General features: G+C 33.0%; 18 protein-coding genes. 7 read left to right on the forward strand and 11 right to left on the reverse strand.

The genetic code is table 11. The features are described from left to right. Positions 1–19: 19 nt before the first annotated feature. The gene (locus JI750_RS10005; protein ID WP_202001001.1) at positions 20–688 is read right to left on the reverse strand and encodes a ZIP family metal transporter; all 669 of its coding nucleotides are present in this window, start codon (positions 686–688) and stop codon (positions 20–22) included. Between the two features lie 88 nt (positions 689–776). Then, complete coding sequence (locus JI750_RS10010; RefSeq protein ID WP_202001004.1) at positions 777–1541, reverse strand: class I SAM-dependent methyltransferase; 765 nt, start codon at positions 1539–1541, stop codon at positions 777–779. A gap of 137 nt (positions 1542–1678) precedes the next feature. On the opposite strand from JI750_RS10010, the gene JI750_RS10015 reads away from it, so the two are divergent. From JI750_RS10015 to JI750_RS10025, 3 genes are all read left to right on the forward strand, one after another. Further along, on the forward strand, positions 1679–2836 hold the full coding sequence (locus JI750_RS10015) for a THUMP domain-containing class I SAM-dependent RNA methyltransferase (RefSeq protein WP_202001007.1): 1158 nt from the start codon (positions 1679–1681) through the stop codon (positions 2834–2836). A gap of 150 nt (positions 2837–2986) precedes the next feature. Next, positions 2987–3223: a hypothetical protein gene (locus JI750_RS10020; RefSeq protein WP_202001009.1), complete on the forward strand. Its 237-nt coding sequence runs from the start codon at positions 2987–2989 to the stop codon at positions 3221–3223. A 14-nt stretch (positions 3224–3237) separates the two neighbouring features. Next, positions 3238–3930, forward strand: a complete 693-nt coding sequence (locus JI750_RS10025; RefSeq protein ID WP_202001011.1) for an aspartate/glutamate racemase family protein — start codon at positions 3238–3240, stop codon at positions 3928–3930. A gap of 127 nt (positions 3931–4057) precedes the next feature. Here JI750_RS10025 and JI750_RS10030 read toward each other — a convergent pair whose 3' ends face one another. The 3 genes from JI750_RS10030 to rlmD are packed head-to-tail and all read right to left on the reverse strand — an operon-like array spanning position 4058 to position 6825. Continuing rightward, positions 4058–4897 carry a DUF6048 family protein gene (locus tag JI750_RS10030; protein WP_202001013.1) on the reverse strand — a complete coding sequence of 280 codons (840 nt, stop codon included), beginning with the start codon at positions 4895–4897 and terminating at the stop codon, positions 4058–4060. Continuing rightward, positions 4869–5405 carry a DUF6452 family protein gene (locus tag JI750_RS10035; protein ID WP_202001015.1) on the reverse strand — a complete coding sequence of 179 codons (537 nt, stop codon included), beginning with the start codon at positions 5403–5405 and terminating at the stop codon, positions 4869–4871. The genes JI750_RS10030 and JI750_RS10035 overlap by 29 nt, the downstream gene beginning before the upstream one ends. Before the next feature lie 7 nt (positions 5406–5412). Then, a complete protein-coding gene (gene rlmD, locus JI750_RS10040) occupies positions 5413–6825 on the reverse strand; it encodes a 23S rRNA (uracil(1939)-C(5))-methyltransferase RlmD (RefSeq protein WP_202001018.1) in 1413 nt (470 codons plus the stop codon). A gap of 330 nt (positions 6826–7155) precedes the next feature. Here rlmD and JI750_RS10045 point away from each other — a divergent pair, with 330 nt between their 5' ends. Beyond that, positions 7156–8031 (forward strand): sensor histidine kinase, encoded by an 876-nt coding sequence (locus JI750_RS10045; RefSeq protein WP_236673011.1) that lies wholly within the window; start codon positions 7156–7158, stop codon positions 8029–8031. Between the two features lie 48 nt (positions 8032–8079). On the opposite strand, the gene JI750_RS10050 is transcribed toward JI750_RS10045, so the two are convergent. The 4 genes from JI750_RS10050 to epsC all read right to left on the reverse strand — a co-directional run bounded on the left by JI750_RS10050 (position 8080) and on the right by epsC (position 11410). After that, entirely contained in the window at positions 8080–8490 is a 411-nt protein-coding gene (locus JI750_RS10050; protein ID WP_202001022.1) for a hypothetical protein, read from the reverse strand. A gap of 153 nt (positions 8491–8643) precedes the next feature. Continuing rightward, positions 8644–9630, reverse strand: coding sequence for an aldo/keto reductase (locus JI750_RS10055; protein WP_202001025.1), 987 nt, complete (start codon positions 9628–9630; stop codon positions 8644–8646). A 99-nt stretch (positions 9631–9729) separates the two neighbouring features. Next, positions 9730–10617, reverse strand: coding sequence for a cysteine synthase CysM (gene cysM, locus JI750_RS10060; protein WP_202001027.1), 888 nt, complete (start codon positions 10615–10617; stop codon positions 9730–9732). A 1-nt stretch (position 10618) separates the two neighbouring features. Further along, positions 10619–11410 carry a serine O-acetyltransferase EpsC gene (gene epsC / locus JI750_RS10065; protein ID WP_202003101.1) on the reverse strand — a complete coding sequence of 264 codons (792 nt, stop codon included), beginning with the start codon at positions 11408–11410 and terminating at the stop codon, positions 10619–10621. Positions 11411–11600: 190 nt separating this feature from the next. Between epsC and JI750_RS10070 the strand changes: the two genes are divergently transcribed. Next, positions 11601–12302 carry a DUF1003 domain-containing protein gene (locus JI750_RS10070; RefSeq protein WP_202001029.1) on the forward strand — a complete coding sequence of 234 codons (702 nt, stop codon included), beginning with the start codon at positions 11601–11603 and terminating at the stop codon, positions 12300–12302. Between the two features lie 68 nt (positions 12303–12370). On the opposite strand, the gene JI750_RS10075 is transcribed toward JI750_RS10070, so the two are convergent. Continuing rightward, a complete protein-coding gene (locus tag JI750_RS10075) occupies positions 12371–12655 on the reverse strand; it encodes a DUF2752 domain-containing protein (RefSeq protein ID WP_202001032.1) in 285 nt (94 codons plus the stop codon). A 108-nt stretch (positions 12656–12763) separates the two neighbouring features. On the opposite strand from JI750_RS10075, the gene JI750_RS10080 reads away from it, so the two are divergent. Both JI750_RS10080 and JI750_RS10085 read left to right on the forward strand, forming a co-directional pair. Further along, complete coding sequence (locus JI750_RS10080) at positions 12764–12937, forward strand: hypothetical protein (protein WP_202001035.1); 174 nt, start codon at positions 12764–12766, stop codon at positions 12935–12937. Between the two features lies 1 nt (position 12938). After that, positions 12939–13490 (forward strand): DUF8465 domain-containing protein, encoded by a 552-nt coding sequence (locus JI750_RS10085; protein ID WP_202001038.1) that lies wholly within the window; start codon positions 12939–12941, stop codon positions 13488–13490. Between the two features lie 149 nt (positions 13491–13639). Here JI750_RS10085 and JI750_RS10090 read toward each other — a convergent pair whose 3' ends face one another. Then, positions 13640–14635 carry a hypothetical protein gene (locus JI750_RS10090; RefSeq protein ID WP_202001040.1) on the reverse strand — a complete coding sequence of 332 codons (996 nt, stop codon included), beginning with the start codon at positions 14633–14635 and terminating at the stop codon, positions 13640–13642. Positions 14636–14672 lie beyond the last annotated feature (37 nt).

A 14672-nucleotide genomic window follows, 5' to 3' on the forward strand; every position in this document is an offset into this window, starting at 1 on the left:
ACATTTTCTAATTGACACATTATAAAAAGAATGCCAATAAAATTCCGAGAACGATCATCGAAACTTTAGCAACGTTGAATTTGTGTCCTTCGCTGCTTTCAAAAATGATTGTTGATGAGATATGGAATAAAATTCCAATTACGATTGCCGTTATTTCTGTATAATAGTCATTTAAAAAAGATAAATATTCTGAAGCTATTGTTCCTAAAGGGGTCATAATTGCGAAGACAAGCATAAAGGCAAAAATGGCTTTTTTGTCTAGATCGGCATTGATGAAAAACGTAGTTAGAATAATTGCAATTGGCAAATGATGAATAGCAATTCCGACTGCTAAACCGTGATGATGGCTTACAGGAAAGCCTTCTAAAAAGGCATGAATACATAAACTGATAAACAAAAGCCACGGAATTTGAGACATTTTTGCATGTCCGTGTACGTGTCCGTGTTCGGCACCTTTTGAGAAAAATTCGAGAATGATCTGGAATAAAATTCCGACCATAATGAAGATTCCGATATTGTGGTTATGCGATTCGTAAACATCGGGCAGCAGATGCATTACAGTTAAAGACAATAAAAAAGAACCGCTGAATGCAAGCAGCAGTTTTAAATTGGTTTTGTTTTCGGGTTTTATAAACAAAGCCGCGCTATATCCTAAAAGTACAGAAAATAAAGGTAATAAATAGTTCATTTATATTTGTTTAACCGTTGATTCGTTTAATCGTTTTATTGTTTTTTGCTCCCGATTAAACGGTTAAACAATTAAACGATTAACCAATTTATTTAAAAATCATGATTAATCTTTCGCTTTCGGTTTTATGGAATTTTTTAAGCTTATAGTCTCCAAAAATATCCAGAAGGAAAATTCCAGCTTCGTCCATTAAATCCTGAAAGTCTTTCAAAGTTAGTGCTTTTACTTTTTCTGTAAAATGATATTTTCTGCCTTGGTCTTCAAAATCAATTTCTTTGAAAATATGTCCGTCTTCAACATATCTTTTGATGTGGAAATCTATTTCATCAACCGTTTTTACTTCTTCGGGAACAAGATTTTCGATTACGTTTGCTACGTTCATAAAATCGATAACGGCAAAACCGTATTCAGATAAGCTTTCTTTGATTGCTTTTAAAGTTGTTAGGTTGTCGTCGTCGCTTTCAAAATAGCCAAAACTGGTGAAAAGATTAAAAATAGCATCAAACTTTTCTTCAAAAGGCTCGCGCATATCATGCACTTTAAAATGCAGTGTTTCGTTACTATTTTTGCTGGCTTCGGCAATACTGTTTTCAGACAAATCTGCTCCTAAAACATCATAGCCTAATTGATTTAAATAAATAGAATGACGGCCTTTTCCGCATGCTAAATCCAATACTTTTGCTTTTTCTGGCAAGTTAAGGTAATGCGTTAAATTGTCCATGAAAACCTGAGCCTCACGATAATTACGATCCTTATAAAGAATGTGATAATATGGCGTGTCAAACCAGGAAGAGTACCAGTTTTGATTGTCGTCTTCTTGGTTTTGGATTGGTGCGTTATGTTTTTCAGACATTTATTCTATTTCAATTAATTCAAAAGTCCGGCAAATTTAGTGTATTTTTGCCGAAAAATAACTATTTCGCTTCGATACGTGTTTATACCAGTATAATAAAATGTTATAGCGATTGGCTTTTTTTAATTGAAAAAGAAATGGAAGAAAATTTTAAAATGATTGCCAAATGTTTTTTTGGCTTTGAAGAAATATTAGAAAAAGAATTACGCACACTTGGCGCTCAGGATGTTGAAAAAGGAGTGAGGATGGTAAGCTTTAAAGGAGATAAAGGTTTTATGTATAAAGCCAATTTGTCTTTGCGTACTGCGCTTAAAGTCTTAAAACCAATTTATTCTTTTAGAGCAAATAATGAGCAGGCTTTGTACAAAGGTATTTCTGGGTTAAACTGGTCTAAATATTTAAATGCGAATCAGACTTTTGTAATAGATACAACGGTACATTCTACTTATTTTAATCATTCTGAATTTGTTTCTCAGAAATGTAAAGATGCCATTGTAGATCAGTTTAGAGAAAGAACGGGGCAACGCCCAAGTATTGATAAGCAATATCCAGATTTACGTATTAATATTCATATCGATAGAGATCAGGTTTCTGTAGCTTTAGATACTTCTGGAGCTTCGCTTCATCAGCGTGGATATAGAACGGCTACGAATATTGCTCCTATTAATGAGGTTTTAGCAGCAGGAATTCTATTATTATCGGGATGGGATGGACAAAGTCATTTTCTAGATCCTATGTGTGGTTCTGGAACTTTCTTGGCAGAAGCGGCTATGATTGCTTGTAACATTCCAGCAAATATTAACAGAAGAGAATTTGCTTTTGAAAAATGGAAAGATTGGGATAACGATCTTTTTGATAAGATTGTTGACAGTTTAATGAAAAAAACAAGAGAGTTTCATTACACTATTAAAGGTTTTGATAAAGCGCCAAGTGCGGTAAGCAAAGCGAAAGATAATATTAGAAATGCTAATCTTGAAGATTATGTAACGATTCATGAAGATAACTTTTTTGATACTGAAAAAGAAGTGGAAGGAAAGCTTCATATGGTTTTCAATCCACCTTATGATGAGCGTTTGGATATTCACATGGAAAGATTCTATGCTAGTATTGGAGACACTTTGAAGAAAAATTATCCAGGAACAAACGCTTGGTTTATCACAGCAAACCTTGAGGCTTTAAAATTTGTTGGATTAAAACCTTCAAGAAAAATCAAACTTTTCAACGGAAGCCTTGAAGCACGTTTGGTAAAATATGAAATGTACGAAGGAAGCAAGAGAACGAAATTTCAAGTCTAAGCTTCTAAGTTACTAAGGTTCTGAGATGCTAAGAATTTTAGCTAACTAAAAAAGATTTAATAAAATTTAAAATAATTAAGTTTCTGTTATTTAAGAATCAAAGGAAAACTTAGAATCTTAGCATCTCAGAACCTTAGCAACTCAAAAAAAATGTCAAAACTACAACTACGAGCTTTTTTATACCAACTGGCAGCTTTTGCAGTCTTATTTCTTATATTTAGATATTTGATTGCTGCTTATACAGGATTAACTGGAATTTGGATTCCGATGACGGCATTTGTAATAGGAACTATTATTGGACCTAAATTTCAGGCTGTTAGAACCAAAGATGGAGAAAAGCTTTTTATGAAATGGCTTTTTATAAAAGGAATCAAAGAAATTCAATAATTTAAACTATCTATATGAGGAAAATTGGACTTATTGGTGGAATCAGCTGGGTTTCTACATCAGATTATTATACTTTAATTAATAAAGGGATTAATGAAAAACTTGGCGGACTAAATTTCTCTGAATGTCTAATTTACTCTTTTAATTATGCTGATATTAAAAAGAATAACGATACCAACGATTGGGATTCTACTTTTAATATGCTTTCTAAAGCGGCAGAAGTTTTAAAATCGGGCGGGGCAGAAGCTATTCTTTTATGTGCCAATACGATGCATTTAATTGCAGACAGATTACAGCAGGCTATTGATATTCCTCTTATTCATATTGCAGAAGAAACGGCGGTTGAAATTCAGAAGAAAGAACTAAAAAAGGTTGGTTTGCTTGGAACAAGATTCACAATGGAATTAGATTTTTTCAAAGACAAACTGGCAGAAAAAGGAATTGAAGCTATAATTCCGGCGAGTGAAGAAGTTAAAGATTTTATTCATTACACTATTTTTGAAGAATTAGGAAGAGGAATTGCAACAGAGGAAACGAAAAAACGTTATTTAGAAATTGCAAATGAATTGATAAATAACGGAGCAGAAGGAATCATTTTAGGATGCACCGAAATTCCGTTGGTAATAAAAGAAGGTGACTTAAATGTTCCGATTTTTGACACCACCTTAATACATACGCAAGCAGCAATTAATTTTCAGTTATCATAAAAGGTGCTAAGATTCTGAGACACTAAGGTTCTAGGTTTTAATCTTAACAACAAAAAAAGCGGTAAATTCAAGTTGAATTTACCGCTTTTTTTGCCTTAGTATCTCAGAATCTCATCTTAAAAAGAAACTATTTTTTCTTCTTAGGCTCTTCCTTCTTTGCCGTTTCAGATGCCATTGTTTTTTTCTTGTAAATAGGAATAAAGTAAGAAACAGTGTAATTGAAACCAATTCCAAAACTTCCGTCATAGGTTCTGTTAAAACCTGGAATGTAAAGATTTTCAAAGTTATTTGGTTCTTTGTTAGAAGCCAGAAGCTTAAGCTGAACACCAAAACCAAGAAATAAGTTTTTGAGGACTTGCGCTTTTAATCCTAATGCAACTTCAATCCAAGCAGCTGTAAGACCGCTATATTTTTGATCTGCTGCTATTGGAGGTAATTCTCCCCAATACGGATTCGGATTGTAGATTTTATAGCTATGCAATTCTTGGCTAAAAGAACTAAATCCACCGCGCATTCCTATTGTAATTAGGTTTTCCATATCCAACCAGTTTTGATAAAAATTATAATCAAAACCTGCTTTTATGTACGTTCCATTAGCAGAAGAAGTTAAACGGTCGTCTTCTGTAGTTTTATCTTCGTAGCCTAATTCAGCTGCTAAATAATATTTTTTAGTTAATCGCCAGTCTCCAACAAACTCGACTCCTTTATAATCTTTATCATAAAGTCCACGAGTTAATTTATACAAGTCGACACCAACACGAAGACCGTAGCGATCTGTTTTTACTACGCTATCCTTTGGAGCTTCTTGAATTTCTGGTTTTGCCGTTTTTACAGTTTTTTCTGTTTGAGGCTTTTCCGTCGTTGTTGTATCTTTATTTTTAGAAATTTCAGGCACATCCTGAGCATAACCTAAAAACATTGAAAACAATAATGAAAGACTAGAAATAAACTTTAATGTGTGTCTCATTTTCAGATTCAATGTTAGGGTTTACTAAATCAATTTCGGTCATCCAAAGGGTATCTCCATCTGGATCTGTTTGTACAAATGGGAGAACATTCTTTAGTTGAAAAATGGTTTTAAAACCACAAGCTCTCGAAACATACACGTTTTGTGTTGTATATCTAAATTTAATAACATCAGTATTGATAGATGTGGTATTTAAAGAATTGTTGATAAATTTGAAGGTAGATATAGTGTCATTTACTTTTAAAGGTATTGATACCGTGCTACCACTAGTTACATACCTTAACGAATCGTCCTCTGCAAGACTTTCGTTAAAAACAATTCCCTGTTCCATTCCATCGCCAATAACTTTTAAGTTACTCACATTTCTAGTTTTTGTCGGATTGGAAATATCATAAAATGTAATAACCAATCTAGGTGTAGTTGGTGTATTAGCATCGCAAATATCATCTTTCTCGCAGCTGGATAAGCCAAAGGTAAAGAGCAGTAAAAGAGAGATTAGTTTTTTCATCTATTTTTTATCGAAGTTCTAAAAGTACAACATTTTCAACATGATGCGTCTGCGGAAACATATCTACAGGTCTTACTCGTGTTACTTTGTATTTTTCATCCATTAAAGCCAAATCACGTGCTTGAGTAGCAGAGTTACAACTTACATAAACTACTTTTTTTGGTGCAATTTTTAAGATTTGCTCTACTACATCTTTGTGCATTCCGTCACGAGGCGGATCTGTAATAATAACATCTGGTTTACCATGCTGCGCAATAAAAGCTTCGTTAAAGACTACTTTCATGTCACCAACAAAAAACTCACAATTCGTAATATTATTGCGTTCTGCATTGGCTTTAGCATCAATAATAGCTTCTGGAACACTTTCTACTCCAATTACTTTTTTTGCTTTTTTGGAAACGAATTGGGCAATTGTTCCCGTTCCTGTATATAAATCATAAACAGTCTCATTTCCTGTAAGACCAGCAAAATCTCTTGTTATTTTGTATAATTCGTATGCTTGATCAGAATTAGTTTGGTAGAAAGATTTAGCATTAATGCTGAATTTTAAACCTTCCATTTCTTCCAGAATATAATCTCTTCCTTTGTAAAGAATAACATCTTGATCGTAAATAGTATCGTTTTGTTTTCCGTTTACCACATATTGTAATGAAGTGATTTGTGGAAACTTCTCATATAAATGGTCAAGAATTAATTCTCTGTTTTCTTTATCATCTTCAAAAAACTGAATTAAAACCATAATTTCTCCTGTAGAAACAGTACGAATCATAACTGTTCTCAATAATCCAGAATGCTCTCTCGGATTAAAAAAAGCTAAATTATGTTCGTTTGCAAAAGCTCTGATTTCGTTACGAATGGCATTTGAAGGATCTTCTTGTAAATGACATTTGTTGATGTCAAGAATTTTGTCCCACATTTTAGGAATATGAAATCCTAATGCATTTCTATTTCCTAAATCTTCAGTACTTCCAATTTCTTTCTCTGTAAGCCATCTGCTGTTAGAAAAAGAAAATTCCATTTTATTTCTATAGAAAAATTGTTTCTCAGAACCTAAAATATCTTCAAATTCTGGAAGTTCAATTTTTCCTATTCTTTGTAAGTGATTTTTAACTTCATTTTGTTTAAATGCAAGCTGCTGGCTGTATTTCATATTTTGCCATTTACAACCTCCACATACTCCAAAATGTTCGCAGATTGGCTCTACTCTATATTCAGATAATTCATGAAATTTTACAGCTTTACCTTCGTAATAAGCCTTTCTTTTTTTTAATGTCTGCACGTCTACCACATCTCCAGGTACCACATTCGGAATAAAGATTACTTTTCCGTCAGGTGCTTTGGCTACTGAAACTCCTTTTGCGCCAGCATCAAGAACTTGAATTTGATGAAAGACAATTTTGTCTGTATTTTTTCTTCCCATAGCGCAAAAATAAGCCTTTGAAAACTTTTACAAATTTAATTTTAGAAAAAATTTAGAAATTCTTCAAAATATTAGTTTAATTGAGTATAAAAGTTAATTTTGTTTTTGTAATAAACCCAATAAAATTACGTATTAACCTGCTATTTGTATCTTTTTATGAAGTTGTACCACAAACTCTCACAAATCAGCTTTCTAAAAAAAAGTTATGCTTTCAAATTTTTATTTGTCGCTTTTATCGGTATTCATATTCCCTTAATCGGAATCTTGTTTTTTGTTCTGTTTTTTGAACATAAACTATCATCAACTTCGATTCTTATTTTTTCTTTAGTTATGACATTGTTGGCAACGGCAATAACGCTTTTGGTTTTAAATAAACTAATAAAGCCAATTGCTACTGCCTCAAAAGCATTAGATGACTACCGAGCTTCAAGAAAAATGTCTGATTTGCCAACTGAATATACAGATGAGGCGGGATTGCTTTTATGTAATATTCAGGAATCAATTAATGAAGCAGAAAATTTCATCAATGAGAAACAGGATCTTATTTATATGCTTTCCCACGATTTAAAGAATTTTGCTGGAAATCCGCAAGGTTTGGCTCAATTGATTATAAGTGAAAATCCAACTGAGTCAGTAAAAAATCTAGCAGAACTGATTTGTGAATCGACTAGTCTTCAGTTTAGATATATAGAGAATTTTATCAAGTTGTTAAAAGAACAAGATGAAGTTGCAAAAATAAATCAAGAGGCTAAGATAATTTCATTTCCTAATATTGTTCCTTTTATCAATGAACAGGTAGAACAGCGTTTATTGGATAAAAATATTAAATTGGATTTAGTTTTAGAATGTTCAGAAGCTAAACTGAAAATAGATGAAGGGCTTTTGATTCAGGTTTTGGTGAATCTAATTAGCAACGCGATTAAGTTTTCTTATTTTGAAAGTGAAATAAAAGCAAGAATTTTTTTAGAAAATTCAAAATTGATTGTAACAGTTAGAGATAGAGGAATAGGCTTTGATAAAAAACAGATTGAAGAATTATTTAAAAAATTCACTAAGATGAGCCGACTTGGAACCGCAAGTGAAGGTTCTACGGGTATCGGACTGTATTTGTGCAAAAAGATCATCGAAAGAAATAAAGGAAGATTAACTGCGTCTAGCGAAGGAAAGAATAAAGGCGCTGAGTTTAGAATTGAATTTGATGTTTAAAAACAAAAAAGCTGTTAAGAACCAAATCCATAACAGCTTTTGAAATTTTTAATGCAAAACAAAATCAGAAGATAATTGAGGTTTATTGTCAACGCATTTTACTCCAGTAGGAACCGTTTTTAGTCCACAAATATCTTCTCCTTCATTTTCATGTCCCCATTTTCTGTGGAAATTTTCTTTTACTTTATTATACTGATCAATTTTTGCCTGGAGTGTTAAAAGATCTATTTTTTTAGAATATACAATGTAACCATTTTCAGGACAGCCAGATTTATCCATTTTAATAAAGCCCCATTCGTCTGCATTATTGCAAACTTGGCTATTGGCCTGAGAAAATGTAATTACATCATTATAAGATTCCAGAAGTTTGGCAGAATCTTCTTCTTTCGTAGTTTCATCGTTATCACAAGATCCGACGATCAGGCAAAAGACAAATAATATAAAACTTAGTTTTTTCATGGTTAATGATTTATGATTAGTTTTATTATTAGATGTACTGATAAAGAAAAGGTTGCGTTAAGGTTGTAAGAAATTTTTTCTTTGAATGTTTAAACTTTCAAAATGCTAAAATTTGATATAACAACAGCATTTTGAAAGTTTTTTATGTAGAATTTACCAAAGCTGATGAACAGAAGGTTTAATCAGATCGCTGTAAATTTTATTCATTGCAATAATCTGTTCTAAAGTCAATTTTGGTGTATCATAAACGGATAAATTCGATAAAACGTGTTCTGTTTTTGATGCACCTGGGATAATGCAGCTTACTTCATTAAAGCTCAAAATCCACTGAAGGGCAATGGAAGCTAGATTTTTTGATTCAGGAAATAAAGCTTTCAATTCATCAACGGCTTTTAATCCTAATTCATAATCAATTCCGGAAAAAGTCTCGCCTTTATCAAACGCTTCTCCATTACGATTAAAATTGCGATGATCCTGAGGTTCAAAAGTTGTTTTTGAATCAAATTTGCCTGTTAAAAGTCCGCTTGCTAGAGGAACTCTTGCGATGATCCCAATGTCTTTCTTTTTGGCTTCTGAGAAAAACAATTCAGAAGGACGCTGACGGAACAGATTGAAGATGATTTGAACTGTAGTTACATTTGAATATTCAATTGCTTTTAAAGCTTCTTCAACTTTTTCAACACTTACGCCAAGATTAAGAATCTTTCCTTGTTCTTTTAATCGGTCAAAAAGTTCAAATATTTCTGGACGATAGTACACTTCCGTAGGAGGGCAGTGCAACTGGATCAAATCAAGTGTTTCTAAACCGGTTCTTTTTAAACTGTCTTCAACAAATTTCTGAAGCACTTTTGGAGTATATCCTTCATTAACATGCGGATTTATCTGGCGTCCGCATTTTGTCGCAACAAAAATACGTTCAGAACGAGAGCGAACTACTCGTCCAACTGCAGTTTCGCTTAATCCGTTTTCGTAGACATCGGCAGTATCGATAAAGTTTATGCCATTGTCAATAGCCGTATTCAAAAGTTCATCGGCCATTTTATCATCAAAACCCGATCCCCATTTTCCACCAACTTGCCAAGTTCCAAGTGAAATTTCGGAGATATTAAAGTTTGTTTTTCCTAGTTTTCTGTAGTTCATTTTTTTTAGTTAGAAAGGTTCAGAGGTTCAAAGGGACAAAGTTTTTAGGAAAAGTTTAGAAACTTTGTCCCTTTGAGCCTTTGTCACTTTGTACCTTCTTTAGTCAAATAAATCCGAAGACAAATAACGATCGCCTCTGTCGCAGATAACAGCAACTACAACTCCAGATTCTAATTGTTCGGCTATTTTTAGGGCAACAGCAACAGAACCTCCGCTACTCATTCCTGCAAAAACACCTTCTTCAAGAGCCAATCTTTTGGTCATGGTGCGTGCTTCTTCTTCGCTCACATCGATAACGGTATCAACTTTAGAAGCATCAAATATTTTCGGTAAGTATTCCTGTGGCCATTTACGGATTCCAGGAATCTGAGAACCATCGCTTGGCTGTGCACCAATAATCTGCACATTTGGATTCTTCTCTTTTAAATAAGTTGAAGTCCCGATAATAGTTCCAGTTGTTCCCATTGCTGAAACGAAATGGGTTACTGTTCCGTCAGTATCATTCCAAATTTCTGGTCCAGTTGTTTTGTAGTGCGCTTTCCAGTTGTCATCATTAGCAAACTGATTTAGCATTAAATATCCGCCTTGGGCCACTTTTTTATCGGCATAATCTCTAGAACCAATAATTCCTTCACTAGCAGGCGTAAGAATAACTGTGGCGCCATAGGCACGCATTGTCTGAGTACGTTCTTTAGTTGAATCTTCTGGTAAAACCAATTCGATTTCGATGCCAAATAACTGTGCGATCATTGCTAAAGCAATTCCTGTATTTCCACTTGTTGCCTCAATTAGTTTATCTCCTTTTTTGATGTCGCCTCTTTCCAATGCTGCAGCAATCATGTTGTATGCCGCTCTATCTTTTACGCTTCCTCCAGGATTATTTCCTTCCAGTTTCAGTAAAAGCTTTACATTTTTATTTTTAACTAGATTGACCGTTTCCATTAAAGGAGTATTGCCAATTAGGTTTAATAATTTATGTGAATTCATTTTATTTTTTTTCTTTTATTTTAACTTCAGTAGTAGTGGTGTTTAAAACGATAGAATCTTCTGGGATAGATTTGGTAACCCATGCATTTCCTCCAACAACACTATTTTTTCCAATTACAGTTTCTCCACCTAAAATTGTTGCGTTGGCATAAATACAGACATTTGCTTCTACAGTGGGGTGTCTTTTTGCATTTTTCATTTCTTTGCTTACGCTTAATGCACCAAGCGTAACACCTTGGTAGATTTTTACATGTTTTTTGATAACTGTAGTTTCACCAATTACGATACCTGTGGCATGATCAATAAAAAAAGGTGATGCAATATTGGCTCCAGCATGAATATCTGTACCTGTAATTCTATGGGCATATTCGCTCATTAGTCGAGAAAACAGCAATAAATCGAGATGATATAATTCGTGGCTTAATCTGTAAATAGCAATAGCATAGAATCCTGGATAACCTAGATATACTTCGTCAATGCTGTTTGAAGCCGGATCGTTTTCAAGAATATATTCTGCATCCTGATTTAATTTTTCTAAAACTCCTGGAAGTTTCTCTAAAAAGCGATCCCAAATAGATTCGCACAAATTCTGAGGTTTTTTGCAGGCTAAAACAGCAATTTCTTTAAAACGAAACTCCAATTCGTCAATGCTTTCATCTAATGCTGCATTTGAATCAAACAGAGTGTAAAAAAGCTTTTCTGTGAAGTCTTCTGTTTTGGTTTTAATGCCGTAATTTATGTGTGAGTGGCTTTTTAAAGCTCTTATGTTTTGTATGATGTTTTCTTTTGTCACAATGGTAAAAATGAATGAATAATTTTGGAACGTTAAAAGTAAGGCGTTTTTTGGAAATAAAATCACGATTTAACGAAAGAAATTTTCTTTGTAAAGTGAGATTTGTGATAAAAAGCAAATTGTAAACGGTTCTTTTTTATGCAATTCTTAAGAAGTTAATTGCGTAAATTAGCTTTTAAAATATACTAAAATGAAAAACAGCCAAACATTTAAAAGTGACATTTCTGGAGCTTCTTTCCCTGAAAATGAGAAAATATACGGAAGGGCAATTCACGATCCTATTTTGGGTTTAATTAAAAAAGAATATCCTGATTTTAGTGCAGAAGATTGCATTTCTATAAATGAGTTAAATATTTACCGTCAAAAATACATTTCAAATTATCTTTCTTCAGAAATTGGAGCGCTTTCTGCAATGGAGAAAAATGTTATTTCGTCATTAAAAGAAGATAAATCGATTGTGAGCATTGTTGAAGATGAAGAGGAAATAAGAAGCTTAGGGCAAAAAGTAGCTGATAAAGTAGCCGATTTTGGAGGAAGCTGGACTTTTATTATTTCATTTGTCGTTTTTATTACAGTTTGGATTGGCTCAAATGTTTTTATTTTTTTAAACAAAGGCTTTGATCCCTATCCGTTTATTCTCTTAAATCTAATTTTGTCTTGTGTGGCAGCTTTACAGGCGCCCGTTATTATGATGAGCCAAAACCGTCAAGAAGAAAAAGACCGTAATCGCGCCAAAAAAGATTTTATGATTAATCTGAAGTCAGAATTGGAGATTAGATTAATACATGATAAAATTGATCATTTGATTATGCATCAACAGCAAGAATTAATCGAGATTCAAAAAGTTCAAATCGAAATGATGAACGATATTTTGGATCAGATTAAGAAATAAAGACTGGTTAAATTTTCAATTTTTTAAATTCCAAATTCAAATGTAAATGGCAATGTCAATTTAAAAATCTAAAAATAAAAGTGCTTCAGATAATATCCGCCAAGCATAAAAAATAAATTTATAATGGCCAGTTTCCAAATTAGTTTTTTATAGTTTCTAGATGTATCTAAAAAATGAAAAGCTATAAAAATGAAGAGTAAAAGGCAAGTGTAAATAGCAGGATACATTTTAAATGCAGCTGAAAAATCACCTTGAAAAAGTAAGAATAAAGATCGCTGAAATCCGCATCCTAAGCAGTCATAACCAGAGAAGGTTTTGAATAGGCAAGGAAGCATATATTTCTCTAAAGTCATGGCAGATCTTTTTTGCAATTTTACTAAAAAAATATGACAAACGTTTGAAGTAGTATAGAAGTTGTACTTGAAAGTTTTATACTTTTGAAATCTTAAAATAAAGAAAGGATGAAAACTTTTAAAATTATAATAATGATTCTTGCGATTTCGGTTGCGCTATATGAACAAGTTTCGGAAGAAAAAAACATTTATATCATGATTGCTGCAATCGTGGTTTTTATGTACGGAATGATGCAACTGAGTGCTAAAACACCAAGTAAAAATAACGATAAAGAAGAGTAGGATGCTTACAAAAGGAGATAAGGTTTCTGTACTCGATGAAGCCATAAACGGAACGGTAGTTTCAGTTAAAAATAACGAAGTTTTGATTGAAACAGAGGATGGATTTATGATGACATTTTTAGTCAACGAGTTACTTAAGATTCAAGAAACCAGTAATTTAATGAATTCTATTAAAAGAATTGATTTAGATGAAGTTTCAAAAGAGAAAACAGAGCCAAAACCGCGAAGTTTTGTTAAAGAAAAGAAAGATAAGCGCGATGTTGGCGTTCCAGAATTTGATTTGCACATCGAGAAATTGGTTAAAAATAAACGCGGAATGTCAAACTATGATATTTTGACGCTGCAGACCGAAACGGCAAAAAGGCATATCGAATTTGCGATAAAAAACCGCATTCCGAAAATCGTTTTTATTCATGGTGTTGGTGAAGGAATTTTGAAAGCCGAACTTGATTTTTTACTTGGTCGTTATGACGGAATTGATTTTCAAGATGCCAATTATCAAAAATATGGTCTAGGAGCGACCGAAGTTTATATAAGACAAAACTCTAAATAATTAAGGTTTTTTTTAGTCTAAAAGCTTCAAGTTGAAGCATAAAAAAACGTCTGTTTTTTGATTCGATTTAGTTGTAAAATCATCTCAAAAAACAGACGTTTTTTTTGTAAGAATTAGTTTGGTTGATTTCTTTTTGGAAATCTGTTTTTTTAGTTTGTTCCTGATCTGTTAATTTTTCCAAGAACGAAACTGTTTCCAAGTTTAAAGTTGCTTTTGCCTTTTTCTAAAATTACATTTTTAAGCACGATTGTGTGTTCATAAACTGAGCCTGTTACAGTAGTTGTTACTTCAATAATTCCACTTTCATTTGCTTTACCAAGTTGGCCTGTCCATGTTTCGTCAATTATAGGAGAACTCGGTTGTACCTTAGCACAAACATACAATGGCGTAATCGATCCGGTTTCTGGTTTTGCAGTTCTATAAAAGACTTTGTTTTGTGTAGCTGTTATTAAACTTGTTCGAGGTTGGTTGCTAGGAGTAACTTCATTAACAAACAATGCAGGATCAATATCATCAATTGATAAATAGAATGAATTGTTATAATTATAAACTCTATTAACTTCGTCACACTCATAGGCCGAACCATTTGGATTAGTTTTGAAAGTTAAATCGGCTGGAGTTATGTTAGTATTATATGTTCCAAATATAAACTCCGCTTCCGTTTGGTTTCCTGCTGGTTTGGCAAACGTAATATTTCTAAAAATAATACTATGCTCATAGCCTTTTATTCTTGTACTGCCATTAGTAGCACTTGTGTCTACTAACTGAGTTGTTTTGATTTCGATTAAACCGTCAATTCCAAGCCATTCTTCTGTTACTTTTGGAGTGCTTGGCGGAATTGCACCACAAATATTTGTCGTTGCAACCGTTCCGTCATAAGCTCTATAAACAACTCGATAAGAACCATTCCCTTTTGAATCTATTGGATAAGTGTTTATTCCTTGATCATTAATAATTGCTCCTTCAGGCAACTGAAGCAAAAGTGCTTCCTGAGATTTTAGTTTATAAATTAAAGTATTTGTTGTTGCATCACAAGCTTGCGATTCCTTAACGTCAGCAAAGTCTATTTCATCTACAGTTAAATCTCCATCATCGCATCCGTTCAAAAAAAGAGCAAATAACAGGAGGGCAGCATATTTTTTCATCGTAAAATTTATTTGGGTCAAAAATAGTGAAAAAAAT

The sequence above is a fragment of the Flavobacterium tagetis genome, assembly GCF_016735615.1.
GTDB classification, from domain to species: Bacteria; Bacteroidota; Bacteroidia; order Flavobacteriales; family Flavobacteriaceae; genus Flavobacterium; species Flavobacterium tagetis.

Bases quoted from the DNA above. Each gene is read 5' to 3' on its own strand.
- JI750_RS10005 (WP_202001001.1), bottom strand. From the start codon at position 688: ATGAACTATTTATTACCTTTATTTTCTGTACTTTTAGGATATAGCGCG.
- JI750_RS10010 (WP_202001004.1), bottom strand. From the start codon at position 1,541: ATGTCTGAAAAACATAACGCACCAATCCAAAACCAAGAAGACGACAAT.
- JI750_RS10015 (WP_202001007.1), top strand. From the start codon at position 1,679: ATGGAAGAAAATTTTAAAATGATTGCCAAATGTTTTTTTGGCTTTGAA.
- JI750_RS10020 (WP_202001009.1), top strand. From the start codon at position 2,987: ATGTCAAAACTACAACTACGAGCTTTTTTATACCAACTGGCAGCTTTT.
- JI750_RS10025 (WP_202001011.1), top strand. From the start codon at position 3,238: ATGAGGAAAATTGGACTTATTGGTGGAATCAGCTGGGTTTCTACATCA.
- JI750_RS10030 (WP_202001013.1), bottom strand. From the start codon at position 4,897: ATGAGACACACATTAAAGTTTATTTCTAGTCTTTCATTATTGTTTTCA.
- JI750_RS10035 (WP_202001015.1), bottom strand. From the start codon at position 5,405: ATGAAAAAACTAATCTCTCTTTTACTGCTCTTTACCTTTGGCTTATCC.
- rlmD (WP_202001018.1), bottom strand. From the start codon at position 6,825: ATGGGAAGAAAAAATACAGACAAAATTGTCTTTCATCAAATTCAAGTT.
- JI750_RS10045 (WP_236673011.1), top strand. From the start codon at position 7,156: ATGACATTGTTGGCAACGGCAATAACGCTTTTGGTTTTAAATAAACTA.
- JI750_RS10050 (WP_202001022.1), bottom strand. From the start codon at position 8,490: ATGAAAAAACTAAGTTTTATATTATTTGTCTTTTGCCTGATCGTCGGA.
- JI750_RS10055 (WP_202001025.1), bottom strand. From the start codon at position 9,630: ATGAACTACAGAAAACTAGGAAAAACAAACTTTAATATCTCCGAAATT.
- cysM (WP_202001027.1), bottom strand. From the start codon at position 10,617: ATGAATTCACATAAATTATTAAACCTAATTGGCAATACTCCTTTAATG.
- JI750_RS10070 (WP_202001029.1), top strand. From the start codon at position 11,601: ATGAAAAACAGCCAAACATTTAAAAGTGACATTTCTGGAGCTTCTTTC.
- JI750_RS10075 (WP_202001032.1), bottom strand. From the start codon at position 12,655: ATGACTTTAGAGAAATATATGCTTCCTTGCCTATTCAAAACCTTCTCT.
- JI750_RS10080 (WP_202001035.1), top strand. From the start codon at position 12,764: ATGAAAACTTTTAAAATTATAATAATGATTCTTGCGATTTCGGTTGCG.
- JI750_RS10085 (WP_202001038.1), top strand. From the start codon at position 12,939: ATGCTTACAAAAGGAGATAAGGTTTCTGTACTCGATGAAGCCATAAAC.
- JI750_RS10090 (WP_202001040.1), bottom strand. From the start codon at position 14,635: ATGAAAAAATATGCTGCCCTCCTGTTATTTGCTCTTTTTTTGAACGGA.